General features: G+C 64.6%; 18 protein-coding genes. 8 read left to right on the top strand and 10 right to left on the bottom strand.

Features of this window, described 5'->3' with window-relative positions:
- The 6 genes from rplC to rpsL form a co-directional block, all read right to left on the bottom strand.
- Positions 1-690, bottom strand: a complete 690-nt coding sequence (rplC, locus tag ABRZ00_RS05475) for a 50S ribosomal protein L3 (protein ID WP_343834859.1) — start codon at positions 688-690, stop codon at positions 1-3.
- Between the two features lie 264 nt (positions 691-954).
- Positions 955-1266, bottom strand: coding sequence for a 30S ribosomal protein S10 (rpsJ, locus tag ABRZ00_RS05470; protein ID WP_043679008.1), 312 nt, complete (start codon positions 1264-1266; stop codon positions 955-957).
- Between the two features lie 56 nt (positions 1267-1322).
- Positions 1323-2513 (bottom strand): elongation factor Tu, encoded by a 1191-nt coding sequence (tuf, locus tag ABRZ00_RS05465; protein WP_368639903.1) that lies wholly within the window; start codon positions 2511-2513, stop codon positions 1323-1325.
- A 63-nt stretch (positions 2514-2576) separates the two neighbouring features.
- Positions 2577-4679 carry an elongation factor G gene (fusA, locus tag ABRZ00_RS05460; RefSeq protein ID WP_343835956.1) on the bottom strand — a complete coding sequence of 701 codons (2103 nt, stop codon included), beginning with the start codon at positions 4677-4679 and terminating at the stop codon, positions 2577-2579.
- 30 nt (positions 4680-4709) lie between these two features.
- Positions 4710-5180 (bottom strand): 30S ribosomal protein S7, encoded by a 471-nt coding sequence (gene rpsG, locus ABRZ00_RS05455; protein WP_269356106.1) that lies wholly within the window; start codon positions 5178-5180, stop codon positions 4710-4712.
- Positions 5181-5325: 145 nt separating this feature from the next.
- On the bottom strand, positions 5326-5700 hold the full coding sequence (gene rpsL / locus ABRZ00_RS05450; RefSeq protein WP_320348442.1) for a 30S ribosomal protein S12: 375 nt from the start codon (positions 5698-5700) through the stop codon (positions 5326-5328).
- Positions 5701-6137: 437 nt separating this feature from the next.
- Here rpsL and ABRZ00_RS05445 point away from each other — a divergent pair, with 437 nt between their 5' ends.
- The 8 genes from ABRZ00_RS05445 to ABRZ00_RS05410 all read left to right on the top strand — a co-directional run bounded on the left by ABRZ00_RS05445 (position 6138) and on the right by ABRZ00_RS05410 (position 13015).
- A complete protein-coding gene (locus tag ABRZ00_RS05445) occupies positions 6138-7025 on the top strand; it encodes a 4-hydroxyphenylpyruvate dioxygenase (RefSeq protein WP_368642688.1) in 888 nt (295 codons plus the stop codon).
- Between the two features lie 149 nt (positions 7026-7174).
- Positions 7175-8068, top strand: coding sequence for a shikimate dehydrogenase (locus ABRZ00_RS05440; protein WP_368642689.1), 894 nt, complete (start codon positions 7175-7177; stop codon positions 8066-8068).
- A 27-nt stretch (positions 8069-8095) separates the two neighbouring features.
- Positions 8096-8605 (top strand): TRAP transporter small permease, encoded by a 510-nt coding sequence (locus ABRZ00_RS05435; RefSeq protein ID WP_368642690.1) that lies wholly within the window; start codon positions 8096-8098, stop codon positions 8603-8605.
- A complete protein-coding gene (locus tag ABRZ00_RS05430) occupies positions 8602-9879 on the top strand; it encodes a TRAP transporter large permease subunit (RefSeq protein ID WP_368642691.1) in 1278 nt (425 codons plus the stop codon). The genes ABRZ00_RS05435 and ABRZ00_RS05430 overlap by 4 nt, the downstream gene beginning before the upstream one ends.
- Positions 9880-9903: 24 nt before the next feature.
- Positions 9904-10923, top strand: a complete 1020-nt coding sequence (locus ABRZ00_RS05425; protein WP_368642692.1) for a TRAP transporter substrate-binding protein — start codon at positions 9904-9906, stop codon at positions 10921-10923.
- 69 nt (positions 10924-10992) lie between these two features.
- Positions 10993-11442: a type II 3-dehydroquinate dehydratase gene (gene aroQ, locus ABRZ00_RS05420; RefSeq protein ID WP_368642693.1), complete on the top strand. Its 450-nt coding sequence runs from the start codon at positions 10993-10995 to the stop codon at positions 11440-11442.
- A 47-nt stretch (positions 11443-11489) separates the two neighbouring features.
- The gene (locus ABRZ00_RS05415; protein ID WP_368642694.1) at positions 11490-12131 is read left to right on the top strand and encodes a TetR family transcriptional regulator; all 642 of its coding nucleotides are present in this window, start codon (positions 11490-11492) and stop codon (positions 12129-12131) included.
- A 41-nt stretch (positions 12132-12172) separates the two neighbouring features.
- Positions 12173-13015, top strand: coding sequence for a sugar phosphate isomerase/epimerase family protein (locus ABRZ00_RS05410; RefSeq protein WP_368642695.1), 843 nt, complete (start codon positions 12173-12175; stop codon positions 13013-13015).
- On the opposite strand, the gene ABRZ00_RS05405 is transcribed toward ABRZ00_RS05410, so the two are convergent.
- The 4 genes from ABRZ00_RS05405 to rpoB all read right to left on the bottom strand — a co-directional run bounded on the left by ABRZ00_RS05405 (position 12971) and on the right by rpoB (position 23182).
- Positions 12971-13861, bottom strand: a complete 891-nt coding sequence (locus ABRZ00_RS05405) for a DMT family transporter (RefSeq protein WP_368642696.1) — start codon at positions 13859-13861, stop codon at positions 12971-12973. The two genes, ABRZ00_RS05410 and ABRZ00_RS05405, sit on opposite strands and share 45 nt — an antisense overlap.
- Before the next feature lie 6 nt (positions 13862-13867).
- Entirely contained in the window at positions 13868-14680 is an 813-nt protein-coding gene (gene aroE, locus ABRZ00_RS05400; RefSeq protein ID WP_368642697.1) for a shikimate dehydrogenase, read from the bottom strand.
- 127 nt (positions 14681-14807) lie between these two features.
- Positions 14808-19070 carry a DNA-directed RNA polymerase subunit beta' gene (gene rpoC / locus ABRZ00_RS05395; protein WP_368642698.1) on the bottom strand — a complete coding sequence of 1421 codons (4263 nt, stop codon included), beginning with the start codon at positions 19068-19070 and terminating at the stop codon, positions 14808-14810.
- Positions 19070-23182 carry a DNA-directed RNA polymerase subunit beta gene (gene rpoB / locus ABRZ00_RS05390; RefSeq protein WP_343835962.1) on the bottom strand — a complete coding sequence of 1371 codons (4113 nt, stop codon included), beginning with the start codon at positions 23180-23182 and terminating at the stop codon, positions 19070-19072. Before rpoB ends, rpoC begins: the two co-directional genes overlap by 1 nt.
- Positions 23183-23310: the final 128 nt, after the last annotated feature.

The following is a 23310-nucleotide window of genomic DNA, read 5'->3' as shown; positions in this document are numbered from 1 at the left end:
TTAGGCTCCTTTCTTGGGCGTCGCCTTGACGGCGGGGCGCACGACGATATCGGCGTTCTTGTGGCCGGGGACGGCGCCCTTCACCAGCAGCAGGCCGCGCTCGGCGTCCACGCGCACGACATCCAGGTTCTGGACGGTGCGGGTGACATCACCCAGGTGACCGGACATTTTCTTGCCGGGGAAGATGCGGCCCGGATCCTGGGCCTGGCCGATGGAGCCCGGCACGCGGTGCGAACGCGAGTTGCCGTGCGAAGCGCGCTGGGAACCGAAGTGGTGGCGCTTGATCGTGCCCGCGAAGCCCTTGCCGATGGTGGTGCCGGTGACGTCGACCTGCTGGCCGACTTCGAACACGGACTCCACGGCGACCACGGCGCCCGCCGTGAATTCGGCGGCGCGGGCGGGATCCAGACGGAATTCCTTGAGGATGGAACCGGCTTCGACGCCGGCCTTGGCGTAATGGCCGGCTTGGGCCTTGGTGACGCGAGAGGCGCGGCGCTCGCCGTAGGCGACCTGGACCGCTGCATAGCCGTCGATTTCAGGCGTCTTGACCTGGGTGACGCGGTTGTTGGACACATCCAGCACCGTGACCGGGATGGACTCGCCTTCCTCGGTAAAGATGCGGGTCATGCCAACCTTGCGCCCCACGAGCCCGAGCCGCCAGGCGGCGGGCGTAGGTGTCGAATTCGACATTGTTTTCTCCGGGGGGTGTTTCCCCACAGTTTTAAATCCCGACTGCGATTGGCCGGGGCTGTAAATCCCGCCGTCCATGCATCTGCTACACCAAAATGGACGACGAAGCCCTTGATTCTAGCATAAAAACATCCCCAAAACCACCCCCCGGCATGCCGGCCCCGGGGGGAGCGATGCCGGGGCGAGCCGGGAATGAAAAAACCGCCCTGCCTGGAGGGCGGGGCGGTCCGGTCCGGGCGGGCCGCGCAAACGGCCCGGACGGAATTACTGCAGGGCGATCTCGACGTCCACGCCGGCCGGCAGATCCAGGCGCATCAGAGCGTCCACGGTCTTGTCGGTGGGATCGACGATGTCCATCAGGCGCTGGTGCGTGCGCATCTCGAACTGGTCGCGCGAAGTCTTGTTGACGTGCGGCGAGCGCAGCACGTCGTAGCGGCGGATGCGCGTGGGCAGCGGCACGGGACCGCGCACCACGGCGCCGGTGCGCTTGGCCGTATCGACGATCTCGGCGGCGGACTGGTCGATCAGCTTGTAGTCGAACGCCTTCAGGCGGATACGGATTTTCTGGCTTTTCATGGGAAACCCCTAAAGAACGAAAGGGGCGGGAGGCTGGCCCCCCGCCGATCCATCAATTACTTGATGATTTTGGCGACGACGCCGGCGCCCACGGTGCGCCCGCCTTCGCGGATGGCAAAGCGCAGGCCTTCTTCCATGGCGATCGGCGCAATCAGGTTCACCGTCATCGACACGTTGTCGCCCGGCAGCACCATTTCCTTGTCGGCCGGCAGCTCGATCGTGCCCGTCACGTCCGTCGTGCGGAAGTAGAACTGGGGACGATAGCCCTTGAAGAACGGCGTGTGGCGACCGCCCTCTTCCTTGGACAGAATGTACACCTCGGCCGTGAAGTTCGTGTGCGGGTGGATCGAACCGGGCTTGGCCAGCACCTGGCCGCGCTCGACTTCCTCGCGCTTGGTGCCGCGCAGCAGAATCCCCACGTTATCGCCCGCCTGGCCCTGGTCCAGCAGCTTGCGGAACATCTCCACGCCCGTGCACGTCGTCTTGACCGTGTCGTGGATGCCCACAATCTCGATTTCCTCGCCCACCTTGATGATGCCGCGCTCCACGCGGCCCGTCACCACCGTGCCCCGACCCGAGATCGAGAACACGTCTTCCACAGGCATCAGGAACGCGCCATCGACCGCGCGCTCGGGCGTCGGGATGTAGCTGTCCAGCGCCTCGGCCAGTTGCATGATCGCCTGCGCACCCAGCGGACCTTCGTCGCCGTCGAGCGCCAGCTTGGCCGAACCCTTGATGATCGGCGTGTCGTCGCCCGGAAAGTCGTACTTGGACAGCAGCTCACGCACTTCCATCTCGACCAGTTCCAGCAGTTCCTCGTCGTCGACCATGTCGCACTTGTTCAGGAACACGATGATGTAGGGCACGCCCACCTGGCGGGCCAGCAGAATGTGCTCGCGCGTCTGCGGCATCGGGCCGTCAGCGGCCGAGCACACCAGAATCGCGCCGTCCATCTGCGCCGCACCCGTGATCATGTTCTTCACATAGTCCGCGTGACCCGGGCAGTCCACGTGCGCGTAGTGACGGTTGGCCGTCTCGTATTCCACGTGCGAGGTGTTGATCGTGATCCCGCGCGCCTTCTCTTCGGGCGCATTGTCGATCTGGTCGTAGCCCTTGGCTTCGCCGCCCATCGCCTTGGCCAGCACCGTCGTGATCGCCGCCGTCAGCGTCGTCTTGCCGTGGTCAACGTGGCCGATCGTACCCACGTTCACGTGCGGTTTGGTCCGTTCAAACTTGCCTTTTGCCATGATATTTCTCGTATTTCCCAGGAAATGAAAGGTGAGCGCCCGGCCTGCCGGCCGGGCCGTGTATTACTTGCCGCGAGCGGCGATGACTTCGTCGGCGACGTTGCGCGGCGCCTCGGCGTACTGCTTGAATTCCATCGTGTAGGTGGCGCGACCCTGGGTCTGCGAACGCAGGCTGGTCGAATAACCGAACATCTCGGCCAGGGGAACCTCGGCCTTGATGATCTTGCCACCGCCCGGGATGTCGTCCATGCCCTGGACCATGCCGCGGCGGGACGACAAGTCGCCCATCACCGTGCCGGCGTAGTCTTCCGGGGTTTCGACTTCGACGTGCATCATGGGCTCGAGCAGGACCGGGTTGGCCTTGCGCATGCCGTCCTTGAACGCCATCGAAGCCGCCATGCGGAACGCGTTTTCGTTCGAGTCCACATCGTGGTACGAACCGAAGAACAGCGTGACCTTGACGTCCACGACCGGATAACCGGCCACCACGCCCGCAGGCAGGGTTTCCTGGATGCCCTTGTCCACCGCCGGGATGAACTCGCGCGGCACCACGCCGCCCTTGATGGCGTCCACGAATTCGTAGCCGCCGCCCGCCTCGAGGGGTTCGAGCTTGAGCACGACGTGACCGTATTGGCCGCGCCCGCCGGACTGCTTGACGAACTTGCCTTCGATTTCCTCGCAGGTCTTGCGGATGGTTTCGCGGTAGGCCACCTGCGGCTTGCCGACGTTGGCCTCGACACCGAATTCACGGCGCATGCGGTCGACCAGCACTTCGAGGTGCAGTTCGCCCATGCCGGAAATGATGGTCTGGCCGGACTCTTCGTCGCTGCGCACGCGGAAGGACGGATCCTCGGCGGCCAGGCGCTGCAGGGCGATGCCCATTTTTTCCTGGTCGGCCTTGGACTTGGGTTCCACGGCCTGGGAGATCACGGGCTCGGGGAATTCCATGCGCTCCAGCAGGACGTGATCGCCCACGTCGCACAGGGTTTCACCCGTGGTGACTTCCTTGAGGCCCACGACAGCGGCGATGTCGCCCGCCACCACTTCCTTGATTTCGGCGCGGTTGTTGGCGTGCATCTGCAGAATGCGGCCGATGCGTTCCTTCTTGCCCTTGATCGGGTTGTAGACGGTGTCGCCGGAAGCCAGCACGCCCGAATACACGCGGATGAAGGTCAGTTGGCCCACGAAAGGATCGGTCATCAGCTTGAACGCCAGGGCGGACAGCTTTTCCTTGTCATTGGCCTGGCGGACGATTTCATTGCCTTCGTCGTCGGTGCCCTTGACCGGGGGGATGTCCACCGGGGACGGCAGGTAGTCGATGACCGCGTCCAGCATGCGCTGCACGCCCTTGTTCTTGAAGGCGGTGCCGCACAGCATCGGCTGGATTTCGCCGGCGATCGTGCGGATGCGGATGCCGCGATCGATTTCCTGCTCGGTCAGCGAACCGGTCTCGAGGTACTTGTTCATCAGTTCCTCGTTGGCCTCGGCAGCCGATTCCATCAGCTTTTCATGCCACTCGTTGGCCTGATCGACCATATCGGCAGGGATGTCGATGTAGTCGAACTTCGTGCCCTGGGAGGCTTCGTCCCAGATGATGCCGCGCATCTTGGTCAGGTCGATGACGCCCTTGAAGTCCTCTTCGGCGCCGATCGGGATGACGATGGGCACGGGGTTGGCCTTCAGGCGCAGCCGGAGCTGGTCGTAGACCTTGAAGAAGTTCGCGCCGGTGCGGTCCATCTTGTTGACGAAGGCCAGACGGGGCACGCCGTACTTGTTGGCCTGGCGCCACACGGTTTCGGACTGCGGCTGCACGCCGCCCACGGCGCAATACACCATGCAGGCGCCGTCGAGCACGCGCATCGAGCGTTCGACTTCGATGGTGAAGTCGACGTGGCCCGGGGTGTCGATGATGTTGACGCGGTGTTCTTCGTACTGGTGCTCCATCCCGCGCCAGAAGGCCGTGGTGGCCGCCGACGTGATGGTGATGCCGCGTTCCTGTTCCTGCTCCATCCAGTCCATGGTGGCCGAGCCTTCATGGGTTTCGCCAATCTTGTGATTGACGCCGGTGTAGAACAGGATGCGCTCGGTGGTGGTGGTCTTCCCGGCGTCGATGTGCGCCGAGATGCCGATGTTGCGATAGCGCTCGATGGGAGTTTTGCGGGCCATGATGTATTTCCTGGTGATTGACCGGCTGGATTACCAGCGGAAGTGGCTGAAGGCCTTGTTGGCCTCGGCCATCTTGTGGGTGTCTTCGCGCTTCTTCATGGCGCCGCCGCGGCCTTCGGCGGCATCCATCAGCTCACCCGCAAGGCGCAGGTCCATCGATTTCTCGCCGCGCTTCTTGGCGGCTTCGCGCAGCCAGCGCATGGCCAGGGCCAGGCGGCGCACGGGGCGCACTTCAACCGGCACCTGATAGTTGGCGCCACCGACGCGGCGGGACTTGACTTCGACCACCGGCTTGATGTTGTTGATGGCGGTGTTGAAGACTTCGATGGGTTCCTTGCCCGTTTTGGCCTGGATCTGGTCCAAGGCGCCGTACACGATGCGTTCCGCCACGGCTTTCTTGCCGGACAGCATGACGACGTTCATGAACTTGGCCAGCTCGACACTGCCAAATTTGGGATCGGGGAGGATTTCACGTTTCGGTACTTCGCGACGACGAGGCATTTCGATTTCCTTGTGACGATTCAGTTGAGCCGCCTGGCGGCCACGGCTTCCATCAGGGAGAGCCACTTACGTGCCGCAACGTTCATGGCTGCGGCTGCACGGCCCGATCCAGAGCGATCGGGGTATTGCGATGAAGCGGGGAGAATTACTTCTTGGGACGCTTGGCGCCGTACTTGGAACGGGCCTGCTTGCGATCCTTGACGCCCTGCAGATCCAGGGAACCGCGGACGATGTGGTAGCGCACACCGGGAAGATCCTTCACACGGCCGCCACGCACCAGAACCACCGAGTGTTCCTGGAGGTTGTGGCCTTCGCCGCCGATGTAGGAGATGACCTCGTAGCCATTGGTCAGGCGCACTTTGGCGACCTTACGCAGGGCGGAGTTCGGCTTCTTGGGGGTGGTGGTGTAAACACGGGTGCAGACGCCGCGACGCTGGGGGCAGTTTTCCAGCGCCGGGCTCTTGCTGCTCTCGCGACTGACTTGGCGCGGCTTGCGCAGCAGTTGAGCAATGGTAGGCATGACCTTTACGCATCCTTTGTACTTGCGTACGTTTTACGTCGATATTCAGAGTGCCTGGATCTGCTTGGCCGCGCGGGGCGCGGCGGGGCATTTTCAGGCGATGTGCGCAAAATCCGCCTGAAACGAATGACGTAAAGAGCGGGTCTTGCACAAGGGCTGCTTGCCGGGGGCCGCAGGCCCCCGGATCGCTGGGGCGAAAATCAGGCACAAGACCGGCGGCGCATACCGCGACCAGATGCCATTAACCCAGCAAGCCAGGAAGTTTAGCATGATTTGTTTTGGCAGGGCAAAGAGTTATTCACTTCCGTCCCGCGCCTCGCCCGCATCCGCCCGCACCGCGTTTCATGTACACATCGAACTTGATTAACTAAACTGTTAATTCATCCTGCGTTTGTGCTATCTTCGGCTCGAGCAGGCCCATCACAGTGGAGCGAGACATGTCCGACTCAGACGAAGACACGAACCCGGCCGGGGTTCTGGGCATCGAGTTCGTCGAATACCTGTCCCGACAACCCGACACCCTGGGCGGCGCCCTTGAACAGTTGGGCTTTCGCCTCATTGCGCGGCACCGCTCGCGCGCGGTGCGACTGTATCGCCAAGGGACGATGAATATCATCGTCAATGCCGATGCCGCCACGCTGGCCGAACACCCGGCGGTCGAAAGCGACCGCATCCAGGCGGTCGCCCTGCACGTAGCCGACGCCGCCCAGGCCTACAACCACTGCCTGCGGCAAGGCGCACACCCGGTTCCCACACGCGCCGCCGCCATGGAACTGAACATTCCCGGCATCAGCGGCGTCGGCGATTCCGTTCTCTACCTGGTCGAGCGGCGGCCCGGCTTCTCGATCTACGATGTGGATTTCGACTACCTCACGCCCGACCACGACGCACCCGCCCTCGTTCCGGGACTGCACTTTTTCGGCCTGGTGCACTACATCGATCCCGGCCGGACGCCGTACTGGACCGATTTCTACGCCCGGCTGCTGGGATGCCGCGCCCTGCCGCCAGACACGCGCTTCGGCATCCTGCCCCGCGGGACCATCCTGCGCGGTCCCGGCGGCCGATTCCATCTGCAACTGGTCGAGCCCTCGGGCGATGCATTGTTCGACGTGAAATGGGACGAACAGTTCGCGCGCCTTGCTTTCGGCGTGCCGGACGTTCCATACGCCGTGCGAACGCTGGCCGCGCGCGCCGTGCCCTTCGACGATAACGAGTTCTCCCACCCCGACGCCTGTGGCGCCGTGGCGCTGGGCCTGTCCTACGACGTGAACTTCGAACTGGTCCGCAACGGCTCCGCCGCACCGGAGCCGGACCGGAGCCGCTGAGCGGCACGCCGCCGCGCGCACCCCTCTTCCCCCGGACGGGACTCCGTCCAGCCCCGGGAAAATCCCTAGAAAGATATGTTTGACGCCTCTAAGGTCGATCACTATAGTGAATTGCATGTACCAGTTAGTACATGCAACCCAGGATGGATATGCGACTGCACACTGAAACACCCGCCCTGCTGCTCGGCCTGATCGGCGAGGGCATCGGCCAATCCCTCAGCCCCGCCCTCTATGAAGGAGAGGCTGCCCAGCACGGCATTCTGTGCCTGTACCAGCGCATCGATCTGGATGAGTTGCGATTGACTTCGTCGGCCCTGCCTGAATTGTTGACGGCCGCGGAACGCTTCGGCTTCAAGGGCCTGAACATCACCCATCCTTGCAAGCAGGCCATCATCCCGCACCTGCATGCCCTGTCCGACGAGGCGCGCGCCATCGGCGCCGTCAATACGGTGGTGCTGCATGCAGGCCGACGCATCGGCCACAACACCGACCACTATGGTTTTGCCCAAAACATCCGGCAGCACATGAGCGGCGAATCCATCGGCCGCGTCGTACAACTGGGCGCCGGAGGCGCGGGCGCCGCCGTGGCCGACGCCATTTTGCGCCTGGGGGCCGGGCATCTGGCCCTGTTCGATCAGGCCCCGATGCGGGCGCAGGCCCTGGCCCGGACATTGCAGGCCCGATTTCCGCACGTTCCGGTCACGGCGGGCGGCGACTTGGCCCATGCGATGCAGGCGGCCGACGGCTTGATCAACGCCACGCCGGTCGGCATGCACAAGCACCCGGGCACCCCATTGAATCCAGACCTGCTGGAGCCCCGGCATTGGTTTGCCGAGATCATCTATTTCCCGCTGGAGACCGAACTGCTGCGCATCGCCCGGCAAAAGGGCTGCCGCACGATCGACGGCATCGGCATGGTGGTGCACCAAGCCGCCCGCGCCTTCGAGCTCTACACCGACGGCATCCCCGCCGACGCCCAACGCATGACGGCCCACGTCATGCGGATTCTGGAACACCGCGCTGCCGCCGTCACCAGCGCCTGAGCCCCTTCCCGATTCAAGGAGAGCGACTTGAACAGCTTCCTCGATGCGTTCAGCCGGTGCCTGCAGGCCCTGATCGCCGCCATGCTGATGATCATGGTGATCCTGGTGTTCGGCAATGTGGTGCTGCGCTACGGCTTGAACTCCGGCATCATCGTGTCGGAAGAAGTGTCCCGCATGCTGTTCATCTGGGTGACGTTTCTGGGCAGTGTCATCGCCCTGCGCGAAAATGCCCATCTGGGATCGAACTTCGTCGTGCGTGCGCTCGGCCCGGCCGGCCGGCGCGCCAGTCTGATTGCCGGCCGGCTGATCATGCTGGGCATCTGTTGGCTGGTGTTCTCCGGCTCGCTCGACCAAACCCGCATCAATCTTCCGGTGGCCGCCCCCATCACAGGCGTGTCGATGGGCTGGTTCTACGCCAGCGGCATCGTCTTCAGCGTTGCCGGCGCCCTGATCCTGCTCTGCGATCTGCTCACGCTGGCTACTTCGCCCATGACGACCGTGGACCGGTTCCTGGACGAAACCGGGGAACAGGCATGATCCTCACGACCTTCCTCGTCTCGCTGCTGGGCGCCATGGCCATTGGCATCCCGATCGCGTTCGCCCTGCTCGTCTCGGCCGCCGCGCTGATGTGGCACCTGGACATGTTCGACGCCCAGATCCTGGCCCAGAACCTGATCAACGGCGCCAACAGCTTCCCGCTGCTGGCGGTGCCGTTTTTCATGCTGGCCGGAGAGATCATGACCGTGGGCGGCCTGTCGCGACGGATCGTCGATTTCGCCATGGTGCTGGTGGGACACGTCCGGGGCGGCCTGGGCTACGTCACCATCATCACCGCCTGCCTGATGGCGGCGCTTTCAGGATCCGCCGTGGCCGACGCCGCCGCCATGACCGCCCTGCTGCTGCCCATGATGACAGCGGCCGGCTACGACAAGAAGCGCTCTGCGGGGCTGATCGCCTCGGCCGGAATCATCGCACCGGTGCTCCCGCCCAGCATCGGTCTGATCATCTTCGGCGTTTCGGCCAACGTCTCGATCTCCAAGCTGTTTCTGGCCGGCATCGTGCCCGGACTGCTGATGGGCGCCGCATTGTGGATCACCTGGACCTGGCTGATCCGCCGCGAAAAGCTGACGACCGCGCCCCGGAAATCCCTGCGCGAAGTCCTGCACGCCGCGCGCGAGGGCATCTGGGCGCTGGGCATGCCCGTCATCATCGTCGTGGGCCTGCGCTTCGGGGTGTTCACCCCTACCGAGGCGGCCGTGGTCGCCGCAGTGTACGCCCTGTTCGTATCCACGGTGATTTACCGCGAGATGACCTGGAAAAGCTTCTACCAGGCGTTCTACCACTCGGCCAAGGTCAGCGCCGTCATCATGCTGCTGGTGGCCGCCGCGATGGTCAGCGCCTGGCTCATCACCGTCGCCGGCCTGCCCGACCGCATGGTGGACCTGCTCGAACCGCTGATCGACGAGCCGATGCTGCTCATGATCGCGGCCATGGTCCTGGTGGTGCTGGTGGGCACGGCCATGGACATGACGCCCACCATCCTGATTCTGACCCCGGTCATGATGCCGGCCATCAAGGCCGCCGGCATCGATCCCGTTTACTTCGGCGTGCTTTTCATCCTCAACAACGCCATCGGCCTGATCACGCCCCCCGTCGGCACGGTGCTCAACACGGTCGCCGGCGTGGGACGCCTCAGCATGGACGACACCACGCGCGGTGCGCTGCCGTTCATGCTGGCCCAGCTCGCAGTGTTGTTCCTGCTGGTGCTGTTCCCCGACCTCGTTCTCGTTCCCGCCCACTGGCTTTACTGATAACACTCATCCAGGAGACAAAACATGAAACGATTCGTCCTTTCCTCCCTCACCGCCCTGAGTCTGGGCCTGGCCGCGCTGGCGCCAAGCCATGCCGCCGACATCCACGAACACACGATCAAATTCGCCTCGCAGAACAACAAGGGCCACCCCCAGGTCATCGGCATGCAGAAGTTCGCCGATCTGGTCGCGCAGAAATCCGGCAACAAGATCCGCGTGCGTCTGTTTCCGGGCGGCGTGCTGGGCGGCGACCTGGAAACCGTCTCGGCACTGCAGGGCGGCACCATTGAGGCCACGGTCCTGAACTCGGGCATCCTGCAGGCCCAGGTCAAAGACTTCGCCGCCTACGACTTTCCATTCCTGTTCAACGGCGACAAGGAAGTCGACGCCCTGGTGGACGGCCCCTTCGGGCAAGCGCTGCACCAGAAGCTGCTGGACAAGGGCTTGGTGGGCCTGGCGTATTTCGACCTGGGCTTTCGCAACATCACCAACGGCAAGCATCCGATCAACAAGCCCGAGGACATCGCCGGCCTGAAACTGCGGGTGATCCAGTCTCCCATCTACGTGGACGTATTCAAGGCGTTGGGCGCCAATCCCACGCCGCTGGCCTGGCCCGAGGTCTACAACGCACTGGAACAAGGCGCAGTCGATGGCCAGGAAAATCCGTTCACGGTGATCCTGAACGCCAAGTTCGACGAGGTACAGAAATACCTGGCCGTCACGCGCCACATCTACAATCCGCAATCCGTCATCTTCAGCAAGAAGTTCTGGGACACACTGAGCGCCGACGAGCAGAAGCTGATCCGGGAGGCCGCTGTCGAAGCCGCCGTCTATCAGCGCCAGGTCTCGCGCGATGCGGCGTCCAAAGCCCTCGAAACCTTGAAGAAACACGGCATGCAGGTCACCGAAATGTCACCTGAAGACATGGATAAAATGCGCGCCCTGGTCAAGCCTGTCGTGGAGAAGTACGCTCAGGAGGTCGGCGAAGCCTCGATCCAATCGATGTACGCCGAACTTGACAAGATCCGCCAACAAAAGCAATAAACCCGGTGGGCGGGCTGGCGCCGCTCCGGCGCCAGCCCGCCTCCCTTCCCTTCATCGACAGGACCCCCCATGAAAATTCTCGTGCTGCACGGCATCAATCTCAATATGTTCGGCCAGCGCGACCCGAAGCAATACGGCACGACGACCCTGGCGCAGATCGATGCCCGGCTGGGTGAATTGGCCGGCGAGCTGGGCGCCGAGATCGAATGTTTCCAGAGCAACTGCGAAGGTGCCCTGTGCGAACGCATCCACCGCGCCCATTCCGACGGCACGCAGGCCGTGCTGATCAACGCCGGCGCCTGGACGCACTACAGCTATGGCATCCGCGACGCGCTGGCCATCCTGACGGTGCCGATCGTCGAGGTCCATATGTCCAACATCCACGCGCGCGAGCCGTTCCGCCACACCTCGGTCATTGCCGAGGTGTGCCGGGGCCAGATCGCGGGCTTCGGCGCGGACAGCTACCTGCTGGCCCTGCGGGCGGCGGTCGCCTTGGCGCAGACGCGCCTGGACGCCTGAACCTTCGCCATGTCTTCACTGCAAACATCCGGTTTCCGCCCCCTGCCATGACACAAGCCCCGCCCGCCAATCCACGCAACAACGACGCCGCGGCCACCCGACGCAACATTCTGGAAATCGCCATCCGCGAGTTCGCCCACAAGGGCCTGGCCGGCGCACGCATCGACGAAATCGCCGAACAGACCTGTGCCAGCAAGCGGATGATCTACTACTACTTCAAGAGCAAGCAGGCGCTGTACCTGGCCGCGCTGGAAGAGTCCTACCACCGCATCCGCGAAATTGAAGGCAGCCTGAACCTCGAGAACCTGGCGCCGGACGAAGCCATGCGGACCCTGGTGGGATTTACCTTCGACTACCAGTCTCACAACCCCGACTTCGTGCGCCTGGTCATGAACGAAAACATGCACTACGGCCGCTACCTGGCCCAATCGACGACCATCAAGGATCTGAACGTCCCGGTCATCCGCAGCATCCGCGACATCTATGCGCGCGGCTGCGAAGAGGGTCTGTTCAGGCCGGGCCTGGATCCGATCGACCTGCATGCCTCCATCAGCGCGCTGTGCTTCTTCAACGTCTCGAACCGGCACACGTTCTCGCTGATCTTCCGCCGCGACGTCATGGATCCCGAGGTCTACGCCCGGCGCCGCGCCAGCGTCATCGATACGATTCTGCGCTCCATGCTGGCTTAGGGCCGGCCGCAGCAAGCCATCGTCCACACCAGAGGTCATCCATGCAACGCCGCTACTCCCTGGCCCATTTGACCTTGCTGTCCCTGGACCCGCCGGCCATGATCCAGGCGGCCGCGCAAGCCGGTTACGACGCCTGCGGACTGCGCCTGCTGCCCTTCACGCCCGGCGGCATCGCCTACGACCTGATGGGGAATCCCGACCGGCTGCGCGAAACGCTGGCGCTCATGCACGATACCGGCGTGCGTGTCGAGGACATCGAAATCATTCGGCTCGGCGCCTCGTTCGAGGTCGATGCCTGCCTGCCCTTCCTTGAGACGGGGGCACGGCTGGGCGCCCGGAACGTCCTGGTGTCCGGCGAGGACGCCGACGCCGCGCGCCTGGCGGATTCCTTTGCGCGACTCTGCGAAGCCTGCCGCCCCCACGGGTTGAGCGCGGACCTGGAATTCATGCCCTGGCTGGCCACGAACAGCCTCACGGCCGCCCGGCGGGTGGTCGAAGCCGCCGATCAGCCCAACGGCGGCGTACTGATCGATCCGCTGCATTTCTCACGCTCGGCCAGCACGCTGGACGATCTGGCGGATCTGCCCCGGCCCATGATCCACTACGCGCAGATCTGCGATGCGCCCGCCGCGATTCCCGCCTCCCTCGACGAACTGATCCAGACTTCGCGGTCCGCCCGCCTGGCCCCTGGAGAAGGAGAGATCAATCTTCAAGGAATATTCGCACGCCTGCCGCAAGACATCCCGATCAGCGTCGAAATCCCCAATGATGCGCAATGCGCCCGCCTGGGCGCACAGGCGTGGATCCGGCACTGCCTGGAGGCGGCGAGACGGTTCTTTTCAGCCCCGCCGGGCCAGCACCCAGCGCCGCAGCAGCGGCCCTGAGGTCAGCATCAGGCCGCCCCCCGCGATGATCAGCATCCCCAGCCAGGTCATGGCATCCGGTACCGTCGAAAAAGCCAGCCAGCCCAACAACGTGGCCCAGAATATCTGGGTGTAGCCGTAGGGCCCCAGCGTGGCGGCCGGCGCGTGCAGCAGGGCGTGGGTCATGATCAGGTGCCCCAGCGCGGCCACGGCGCCCAGGCCGGCCACCAGCAAGAGGTCGGCCCAGGCCATGGGCGTCCAGGCCATGGCGCCCCAGGGCGTCAGGACCAGCGCGCCGATCAGGCCGGTATACAGATTGCTGGTGGCGGGATGCTCGGAACTGCGCGAGGAACGCGTGACGAGTTGGTAGCACGCGTTGCAAATGGCGGACCCCACGGGAAACAGCACCGCCCAGGTCAGCAGCCCGCCGCCGGGCCGGACGATGATGAGCACCCCCGCGAAGCCGCAGGCCACGGCGATCCAATCCAGCCGGCGGGCCTTCTCCTTCAGCAACAGGCCCGAGAGCACCGTGATGAGCACCGGCGCCATGAAGACGATGGCGGTCGTCTCGGCCAGGGGCAGCCGTGCCAGGCCGTTGATCACCATCACACTGCCGCAGCACAGGCACAGCCCGCGAAACAACTGGATGCCGTAACGATGGGCGTGGAACAGGCTGCGCCCCATGCCCGGCAGAAAGATCAGGCCGACGGCCAGGGCCTGGGCCATGTACCGCATCCAGACGATCTGGTTCACGGGGTAGCCGGCCGTCAGATATTTGGTGCCCGCATCCAGCACGGAAAAGAACAGGCTGGCCACGCACATGAGCAGGGGTCCCAGCCAGACCCGTGCGGGGCGATTCGCATCCATGGGGCATCAGGCCAGTTTCAACTGCTCCAGGACGGGGCGTACATCGGGCAGCACGCCGCGCCAGATGCGGTAGGATTCGGCGGCCTGGCCCACCAGCATGCCCAGGCCGTCGACCGTGCGCGCGGCACCGCGTTCGCGGGCCTGGCGCATGAAGGGGGTGTCCTCGCCATAGGCCAGATCGTAGGCCAGGCCACCGGCCGCCACGCGGTAGTCCACGGCGGGCGCCGCCCCGTCGTTCAGGCCGGCCGAGGTCGCATGAATGACCACGTCGTATTCGCGGCCGCCGGCGGCATCCAGCGGCCCGGCCAGGATGGGCCCCTGCGCCGCCAGTGCCTCGGCCAGGGCCTGGGCGCGGGCGACCGTGCGGTTGACCACCAGGACGCCGGAGGGCTGCGCCCGCAGCAGCGGCAGCAGAATGCCGCGCGTCGCACCGCCTGCACCGATCACCAGCACCCGGCGTCCGGCCAGGCGCACGCCCAGCCGGTCCTGGATGTCGCCGACCAGTCCGACGCCGTCCGTGTTGTCGCCCAGGATGCCCTCGGAATCGAATTTCAGCGTGTTGACGGCCCCGGCCGCACGCGCGCGTTCGGTCAGGGTATCCGCCAGTGCGGCGGCCTCCAGCTTGAACGGCGCGGTGACGTTCATGCCGCGACCCCCGGCGGCGATGAAGCTGAGGACGGTTTCACGAAAGGCATCCGGTGCGGCCAGAATGGCCTCGTAGCGCAGATCGTGGCCGAACTGGCGCGCAAAGGCCGTATGCAGCAGCGGCGATCTGGATTGGGCGATGGGGTTGCCGATGACGGCGTAGCGGTCGGTCATATGATGTCCAGGCAAGACACTCGACTATAGAACAGGCGGAGAAAAAAAACCCGCCCTGCCTTGCGGCAGAGCGGGAGCTGGAAACGCATGACGCGAGGCGGGCGGCGTGTACCCCCCGCCGCCGCGATCAGTCCTGCGCCGGCGCCTCGCCGTCGGCCGAAACGTCGGCGTCCGGATCGGCGGCTTCGGAACCCGCATGCGCCATCTCGTTCGGTTCCCCGAACGGGTTGGCCAGCTCGCGGGCGGCGGCGCGCTCGGCCGCCTCGAAGATTTCCTTGTCGTGGCGGGCGATGTGATAGGACATGCCCGTCCCGGCGGGAATCAAGCGGCCGACGATGACGTTTTCCTTCAGGCCGCGCAGTTCGTCGCGCTTGCCCATGATGGCGGCCTCGGTGAGCACGCGGGTGGTTTCCTGGAAGGACGCCGCCGAGATGAACGAATCGGTCGACAGGGACGCCTTGGTGATCCCCAGCAGCACGTTGTCGTACGTGGCCGGGATCTTGCCTTCGGCTTCCATGCGGTCGTTCTCGTTCAGCAGCTCGGAGCGTTCGACCTGCTCGCCGGTGATGAAGCTGGTATCGCCGGAATTGCTGATGTTCACGCGGCGCAGCATCTGGCGCACGATCACTTCGATGTGCTTGTCGTTGATCTTCACGCCCTGCAGGCGGTAGACGTCCTGGACTTCGTTGACGATGTAGGAGGCCAGCGGCTCGATGCCCTGCAGGCGCAGGATATCGTGCGGGTCGGCCGGACCGTCGACGATCAGTTCGCCCTTGTTGACCACCTGGCCGTCGTGCACCAGCACCTGCTTTTCCTTGGAGATCAGGAACTCGTGGCTGACGCCGTCCATGTCGGTGATGACCAGGCGCTGCTTGCCCTTGGTGTCCTTGCCGAAGGAGACCGTGCCGGTGACTTCGGCCAGCATGCCGGCGTCCTTGGGCGAACGGGCCTCGAACAGCTCGGCCACGCGCGGCAGACCGCCGGTGATGTCGCGGGTCTTCTGGGATTCTTGAGGAATCCGGGCAAGGAAGTCGCCCACGCCCACGGCCTGGCCGTCGCGCACGGTGATCAGCGCGCCCACGGGCAGCGAGATCGCCACGGCGTGGTCGGTGCCGGCCACCTTGATTTCCTGGCCCTGCTCGTCGAGCAGCAGGATCTGCGGACGCGCAGCCGCGCCCTTGGTGCCGCGCGTCTTGGGCGTGATCACGACCAGCGTGGACAGGCCGGTGATCTCGTCGACCTGGCGCGCCACCGTGACGCCTTCCTCGATGTTGGCGAAACGGATCGTGCCGGAGTATTCGGACACGATGGGGCGCGTCAGCGGATCCCAGGTCGCCAGCTTGGCGCCGGCCTTGACGGCGTCGCCGTCGCCCACGGCGATGGTCGCGCCGTAGGGCACCTTGTGGCGTTCGCGCTCGCGGCGGTTGTCGTCATAAATGACGATCTCGCCGGAGCGGGACACGGCGATGCGGTCGCCCTTGGCATTGGTCAGGTAGCGCAGGCCGATGGCAAAGCCCACCGTGCCGGCGGACTTGGTCTCGACCGAGCTGGCCATGGCCGAACGAGAGGCCGCACCGCCGATGTGGAACGTCCGCATCGTGAGCTGCGTACCGGGTTCGCCGATGGACTGGGCCGCGATGACGCCGACGGCCTCGCCCTTGCTGACCAGCGAGCCGCGGCCAAGATCGCGGCCGTAGCAGTGCGCGCACAGGCCGTGGCGGGTTTCGCAGGTGAGCGGGGTGCGGATCTTGACCTCATCGACGCCCACTTCATCGAGCAATTCAACCAGGTTCTCGTCCAGCAGGGTGCCGGCCGGGATCACGGTTTCCTGAGTGTCGGGGTTGACGACGTCGGCGGCCGCCACGCGGCCCAGCACGCGGTCGCGCAGCGGTTCGATGACTTCGCCGCCCTCGACCATGGCCTTCATGACATAGCCGTGGGAAGTGCCGCAATCGTCCTCGGTGATCACCAGATCCTGGGTCACGTCCACCAGACGGCGGGTCAGGTAGCCCGAGTTGGCGGTCTTCAGGGCGGTGTCGGCCAGACCCTTGCGCGCGCCGTGCGTCGAGATGAAGTACTGCAGCACGTTCAGGCCTTCACGGAAGTTCGCCGTGATGGGGGTCTCGATGATGGAGCCGTCCGGCTTGGCCATCAGGCCGCGCATCCCCGCCAACTGGCGGATCTGGGCGGCGGAGCCCCGGGCGCCGGAGTCGGCCATCATGTAGATGGAGTTGAACGATTCCTGGCGGACTTCCTTGCCGTGGCGGTCGAGGACCGGCTCGGTGGACAACTGCTCCATCATGGCCTTGCCGACGCGATCGCCGGCCTTGCCCCAGATATCCACCACGTTGTTGTAGCGTTCCTGGGAGGTGACCAGGCCGGAGGAGTACTGCTTGTCGATTTCCTTGACCTCCTTGGAGGCCTGGGCCAGGATTTCGTTCTTGACGTCGGGCACGATCATGTCGCCCATGGCGATCGAGACGCCGCCGCGCGTGGCCAGGCGGAAGCCCGACTGCATCAGCTTGTCGGCGAAGATCACCGTGGCGCGCAGGCCGCAGCGGCGGTACGACATATTGATCAGGCGCGAGATTTCCTTTTTCTTCAACGCCTTGTTCAACACCGAGAAAGGCAGGCCATGGGGCAGGATCTCGGACAGCAGCGCGCGGCCCACCGTGGTCTGGAAGCGGCTGGTGACCGCCTTCCATTCGCCGTTCTCGTCCTTGACGTATTCGGGCAGGCGGGTGGTGATGCGCGTCTGTAGCTCGACCTCGTGGTTGTCGTAGGCGCGCTGGACCTCGGCCAGGTCGGCCAGGAACATGCCCTCGCCCTTGCCGTTGATGCGCTCACGCGTGGCGTAGTACAGACCCAGCACGATATCCTGGGACGGCACGATGGCGGGTTCGCCGTTGGCCGGGAACAGGACGTTGTTGGAGGCCAGCATCAGGGTGCGGGCTTCCAACTGGGCCTCGAGCGACAGCGGCACGTGCACGGCCATCTGGTCGCCGTCGAAGTCGGCGTTGAAGGCCGCGCAGACCAGGGGGTGCAACTGGATGGCCTTGCCCTCGATCAATTGCGGCTCGAAGGCCTGGATGCCCAGGCGGTGCAGCGTGGGGGCGCGGTTGAGCATCACCGGGTGTTCGCGGATCACCTCTTCGAGGATGTCCCAGACCACCGGCTCCTGGCTCTCGACCAGCTTCTTGGCCGCCTTGATGGTGGTCGCCAGGCCCATCATTTCGAGACGGTTGAAGATGAAGGGCTTGAACAGTTCCAGCGCCATCAGCTTGGGCAGGCCGCATTGGTGCAGACGCAACTGCGGACCGACCACGATGACGGAGCGGCCCGAGTAGTCGACGCGCTTGCCCAGCAGGTTCTGGCGGAAGCGGCCGCTCTTGCCCTTGATCATGTCGGCCAGGGACTTGAGCTGGCGCTTGTTGGCGCCCGTCATGGCCTTGCCGCGGCGGCCGTTGTCCAGCAGCGAATCGACGGCTTCCTGGAGCATGCGCTTTTCGTTGCGCAGAATGATGTCCGGGGCCTTCAGTTCGAGCAGGCGCTTGAGGCGGTTGTTGCGGTTGATGACGCGGCGGTACAGGTCGTTCAGGTCGGACGTGGCGAAGCGCCCGCCGTCCAGCGGCACCAGCGGACGCAGATCCGGCGGCAGCACCGGCAGCACTTCCATGATCATCCAGTCGGGCTTGATGCCGGACTTCTGGAAGCCTTCCAGAACCTTCAGGCGCTTGGAGATCTTCTTGATCTTGGCGTCGGAGCCGGTGGCCTTCAGTTCGCCGCGCAGTTTTTCGACCTCGGCGTCGATGTCGATGTTGCGCAGCAACTCGCGCACGGCCTCCGCGCCCATCAGGGCGTGGAAATCGTCGCCGTATTCCTCGGTCTTGGCCAGGTAGTCGTCATCGGACATGATCTGGCCGCGCTTGAGCGGCGTCATGCCCGGTTCGATCACGCACCAGGCTTCGAAGTAGAGCACGCGCTCGATGTCGCGCAGCGTCATGTCGAGCACCATGCCCAGGCGCGAAGGCAGGGACTTCAGGAACCAGATGTGCGCCACCGGGCTGGCCAGCTCGATGTGGCCCATGCGCTCGCGGCGCACCTTGGCCACCGTGACTTCGACGCCGCATTTCTCGCAGATGACGCCGCGGTGCTTCAGGCGCTTGTACTTGCCGCACAAGCACTCGTAGTCCTTGATCGGGCCGAAGATCTTGGCGCAGAACAGGCCGTCGCGCTCGGGCTTGAACGTGCGGTAGTTGATCGTCTCGGGCTTGCGGACCTCGCCAAAGGACCACGAGCGGATCTTTTCGGGCGAGGCAATGCCGATGCGGATGGCGTCGAACTGCTCGTCCTGGGAGACTTGCTTGAAGAGATCGAGTAGCGCTTTCATTATTTACGCTCCAGATCCATGTCCAGGGACAGGGATCGAATTTCCTTGACCAGCACGTTGAAGGACTCGGGCATGCCCGCGTCGATCACGTGATCGCCCTTGACGATGTTCTCGTAGACCTTGGTCCGGCCGGCGATATCGTCGGACTTCACCGTCAGCATTTCCTGCAGGGTATAGGATGCGCCGTAGGCTTCCAGCGCCCAGACTTCCATTTCCCCGAAACGCTGGCCGCCGAACTGGGCCTTGCCGCCCAACGGCTGCTGGGTCACCAGGGAGTACGGGCCGGTGGAGCGCGCATGCATCTTGTCGTCCACCAAGTGGTGCAGTTTCAGGAAGTGCATGTAGCCCACGGTCACGGGACGCTCGAACTGCTCGCCAGTGCGGCCGTCGGTCAGCCAGGCCTGGGTGCGGCCGCTGGTGAGCTTCAGGCGCTCGGCGACTTCATCCGGGTAGGCGATTTCCAGCATGCGGGTAATGTCTTCCTCGGCCGCGCCGTCGAACACCGGCGTGGCCAGGGGCACCCCGCCGCGCAGGTTGTTGGCCAGCGTGAGCACTTCATCGTCGGTCAACTGGTCGAGTTTCACCGAGCCGCCGCACGCGTTGTAGATGGTCTCCAGCGTCTTGCGCACGGCCTTGACCTGCACGCCGCGCTCCTGGTCGAGCATGTCGGCGACACGCTGGCCCAGGCCCTTGGCGGCCCAGCCCAGGTGGACTTCCAGCACCTGCCCGATGTTCATCCGCGAAGGCACGCCCAGCGGGTTGAGCACGATGTCCACAGGGGTGCCGTCGGCCATGTGCGGCATGTCCTCGACCGGCGTGATCCGCGAGACCACGCCCTTGTTGCCGTGGCGGCCGGCCATCTTGTCGCCCGGCTGCAGGCGGCGTTTGACGGCCAGGTAGACCTTGATCATCTTGAGCACGCCCGGGGGCAGCTCGTCGCCCTGCGTGAGCTTCTTGCGCTTTTCCTCGAAGGCCAGGTCGAACTGGTGGCGTTTCTGCTCAAGCGCGTCCTTGACCTGCTCGAGCGTGACGGCGGCGTCCTCGTCGGCCAGGCGGATGTCGAACCACTGCCAGCGGTCCAGGTCGTCGAGGTATTCGGCCGTCAGGGCGGTGTTCTTGGCCAGCTTGCGCGGGCCGCCGTTGGCGGTCTTGCCGATCAGGGTCTTGCGCAGGCGGTCGAACGCGTCGTTCTCGACGATGCGCAACTGGTCGTTCAGATCCTGGCGATAGCGGCGCAGTTCATCGTCGATGATGGACTGGGCGCGCTTGTCGCGCTCGATGCCTTCGCGGGTGAAGACCTGCACGTCGATGACCGTGCCGACCATGCCGGAAGGCACGCGCAGCGAGGTGTCCTTCACATCGGAGGCCTTCTCGCCGAAGATGGCGCGCAGCAGCTTTTCTTCCGGGGTCAGTTGGGTCTCGCCCTTGGGCGTGACCTTGCCGACCAGCACGTCGTCGGCGCGCACTTCGGCGCCGATGTGCACGATCCCGGAGTCATCCAGGCGGTTGAGCTGGATTTCGGCCAGGTTGGAGATGTCGCGCGTGATTTCCTCGGGCCCGAGCTTGGTGTCGCGGGCCACGACGGTGAGTTCTTCGATGTGGATCGACGTATAGCGGTCGTCGGCGACGACGCGCTCGGAGATCAGCACCGAATCCTCGAAGTTGTAGCCGTTCCAGGGCATGAACGCGATGAGCATGTTCTGCCCCAGCGCGAGTTCGCCCAGGTCGCTGGAGGCGCCGTCGGCCAACACGTCGCCGCGCGCCACCAGATCGCCCCGCGACACGATGGGCCGCTGGTTGATGTTGGTGTTCTGGTTGGAACGGGTGTACTTCTTCAGGCTGTAGATGTCGACGCCGACCTCGCCGGCGACGTTCTCATCGTCGTTCACGCGGATCACGATACGCTCGGCATCGATGAAATCCACGATCCCGCCGCGCACGGCCTGCACGGTCGTGCCCGAGTCAACCGCGACGGTGCGCTCGATGCCGGTGCCGACCAGCGGCTTTTCGGGCCGCAGGCAGGGCACGGCCTGGCGCTGCATGTTGGCGCCCATCAACGCGCGGTTGGCGTCGTCGTGCTCCAGGAAGGGAATCAGCGAGGCGGCGACCGAGACGATCTGCGACGGCGCGACGTCCATATAGTGCACGTTGGCCGGAGCGGTCAACATGGTTTCGCCGGCTTCGCGGCAGGCGACCAGGTCGTCGGTGAAACGGCCTTCCTCGTCCAGCACCGCGTTGGCCTGGGCGATGACGTACTTGTTTTCCTCGATGGCCGACAGGTATTCGATCTGGTCGGACACCTTGCCGTCGATGATCTTGCGATAGGGCGTTTCCAGAAAGCCGTACTCGTTCAGGCGCGCATACAGGGCCAGCGAATTGATCAGGCCGATGTTCGGGCCTTCCGGCGTTTCGATCGGGCAGACGCGGCCGTAGTGGGTCGGGTGCACGTCGCGGACTTCGAAGCCCGCGCGTTCGCGCGTCAGGCCACCCGGCCCCAGGGCGGAAACGCGACGCTTGTGCGTGATCTCCGACAGCGGGTTGGTCTGGTCCATGAACTGGGACAACTGGCTGGAGCCGAAGAATTCCTTGATCGCGGCCGAGATCGGCTTGGAATTGATCAGGTCGTGCGGCATCAGGTTTTCGGTCTCGGCCTGGCCCAGGCGTTCCTTGACGGCGCGCTCGACGCGCACCAGGCCGGCGCGGAACTGGTTCTCGGCCAGTTCGCCCACGCAGCGCACGCGGCGATTGCCCAGGTGATCGATGTCGTCGATCTGGCCGCGGCCGTTGCGCAATTCGACCAGCAGCTTGATGGTGTCGAGGATGTCCTCGTCGGTCAGGGTCAGCGGGCCCGTATTGCCGGTATCACGGCCCAGGCGGCTGTTGACCTTCATCCGGCCCACGCGCGACAGGTCGTAGGTTTCCTCGGAATAGAACAGGCGCTGGAACAGGGCTTCGACGGCCTCTTCGGTGGGCGGCTCGCCGGGGCGCATCATGCGGTAGATGGCCACGCGCGCGGCCATCTGGTCGGCGGTGTCGTCGGTGCGCAGGGTCTGGGAAATATAGGCGCCTTCGTTCAGCTCATTGATGTAGAGCGTCTCGATGTCGCGGATCCCCGCCGCACGGAATTCGGCCAGCAGGGATTCGGTGATCTCGTCGTTGGCCTGCGCCAGGACTTCGCCGGTATCCGGATTGACGACGTTCTTGGCCAGGACGCGGCCCAGCAGGAAGTCCTCGGGCACCGAGATGTGATCGACCTTGGCGGCGGTCAGGTCGCGCAGATGCTTGGCATTGATGCGCTTGTCCTTCTCGACGATGACGTTGCCCTTCTTGTCGGCGATGTCGAAGCGGGCGACTTCGCCTTTCCAGCGGTCGGGCACGAATTCGAGCATGCCGCCTTCCTGGTGGAGGGCGATGTGATCGAAGCTGGAGAAATAGGCCAGGATGGCCTCGGGCGTCATGCCGATCGCCTTCAGCAGGATCGTCACCGGCATCTTGCGGCGGCGGTCGATGCGGAAGAACAGGATGTCCTTGGGATCGAACTCGAAGTCCAGCCACGAGCCGCGGTAGGGAATCACGCGCGCGGAGAACAGCAGCTTGCCCGAACTGTGGGTCTTGCCGCGGTCGTGTTCGAAGAACACGCCAGGCGAACGGTGCAACTGGGACACGATGACCCGCTCGGTGCCGTTGATGACGAAGGAACCGGTGTCGGTCATGAGCGGCATCTCGCCCATGTAGACTTCCTGTTCCTTGACTTCCTTGACGGTGGGCTTGCTGACCTCGCGGTCCATCAGCACCAGGCGCACCTTGGCGCGCAGCGGCGACGCATAGGTCAGGCCGCGCTGCTGGCATTCCTTGACGTCGAACACGGGGGTGCCCAGCACGTAGCTGACGAATTCCAGCCGCGCCATCTGATTATGGCTGACGATTGGAAATATCGAATTGAAGGCCGCCTGCAGTCCTTCCTCCTTGCGTTTGGACGGGGTGACGTCCGATTGCAGGAAGGTTCTGAACGATTGCAGTTGCGTCGCCAGCAGGTAAGGAACGTCCTGGACGTCCTCGCGCTTGGCGAAGCTTTTGCGTATGCGCTTCTTTTCGGTGTACGAATAAGGCATGAGCACTCCGACTCGAGGGTTGCTTAGGCCGTCAACCACGGCCATGGTTTACGACTCCGGAAAACCCGGCTCGGCGTGATGCGACATGGCATCGAACGCGGGTTTTCTGGAAACGCAAAAGCCCGGGA

Origin of the sequence: Castellaniella ginsengisoli (assembly GCF_040955415.1) — a bacterium.
GTDB classification, from domain to species: domain Bacteria; phylum Pseudomonadota; class Gammaproteobacteria; order Burkholderiales; family Burkholderiaceae_B; genus Castellaniella; species Castellaniella ginsengisoli.
This window is presented reverse-complemented; position numbering and strand designations above follow the sequence as displayed.

What these genes read in the sequence shown, in the direction of transcription:
- rplC (WP_343834859.1), bottom strand. Translation starts at nt 690, where the DNA reads ATGTCGAATTCGACACCTACGCCCGCCGCCTGGCGGCTCGGGCTCGTG.
- rpsJ (WP_043679008.1), bottom strand. Translation starts at nt 1,266, where the DNA reads ATGAAAAGCCAGAAAATCCGTATCCGCCTGAAGGCGTTCGACTACAAG.
- tuf (WP_368639903.1), bottom strand. Translation starts at nt 2,513, where the DNA reads ATGGCAAAAGGCAAGTTTGAACGGACCAAACCGCACGTGAACGTGGGT.
- fusA (WP_343835956.1), bottom strand. Translation starts at nt 4,679, where the DNA reads ATGGCCCGCAAAACTCCCATCGAGCGCTATCGCAACATCGGCATCTCG.
- rpsG (WP_269356106.1), bottom strand. Translation starts at nt 5,180, where the DNA reads ATGCCTCGTCGTCGCGAAGTACCGAAACGTGAAATCCTCCCCGATCCC.
- rpsL (WP_320348442.1), bottom strand. Translation starts at nt 5,700, where the DNA reads ATGCCTACCATTGCTCAACTGCTGCGCAAGCCGCGCCAAGTCAGTCGC.
- ABRZ00_RS05445 (WP_368642688.1), top strand. Translation starts at nt 6,138, where the DNA reads ATGTCCGACTCAGACGAAGACACGAACCCGGCCGGGGTTCTGGGCATC.
- ABRZ00_RS05440 (WP_368642689.1), top strand. Translation starts at nt 7,175, where the DNA reads ATGCGACTGCACACTGAAACACCCGCCCTGCTGCTCGGCCTGATCGGC.
- ABRZ00_RS05430 (WP_368642691.1), top strand. Translation starts at nt 8,602, where the DNA reads ATGATCCTCACGACCTTCCTCGTCTCGCTGCTGGGCGCCATGGCCATT.
- ABRZ00_RS05425 (WP_368642692.1), top strand. Translation starts at nt 9,904, where the DNA reads ATGAAACGATTCGTCCTTTCCTCCCTCACCGCCCTGAGTCTGGGCCTG.
- aroQ (WP_368642693.1), top strand. Translation starts at nt 10,993, where the DNA reads ATGAAAATTCTCGTGCTGCACGGCATCAATCTCAATATGTTCGGCCAG.
- ABRZ00_RS05415 (WP_368642694.1), top strand. Translation starts at nt 11,490, where the DNA reads ATGACACAAGCCCCGCCCGCCAATCCACGCAACAACGACGCCGCGGCC.
- ABRZ00_RS05410 (WP_368642695.1), top strand. Translation starts at nt 12,173, where the DNA reads ATGCAACGCCGCTACTCCCTGGCCCATTTGACCTTGCTGTCCCTGGAC.
- ABRZ00_RS05405 (WP_368642696.1), bottom strand. Translation starts at nt 13,861, where the DNA reads ATGGATGCGAATCGCCCCGCACGGGTCTGGCTGGGACCCCTGCTCATG.
- aroE (WP_368642697.1), bottom strand. Translation starts at nt 14,680, where the DNA reads ATGACCGACCGCTACGCCGTCATCGGCAACCCCATCGCCCAATCCAGA.
- rpoC (WP_368642698.1), bottom strand. Translation starts at nt 19,070, where the DNA reads ATGAAAGCGCTACTCGATCTCTTCAAGCAAGTCTCCCAGGACGAGCAG.
- rpoB (WP_343835962.1), bottom strand. Translation starts at nt 23,182, where the DNA reads ATGCCTTATTCGTACACCGAAAAGAAGCGCATACGCAAAAGCTTCGCC.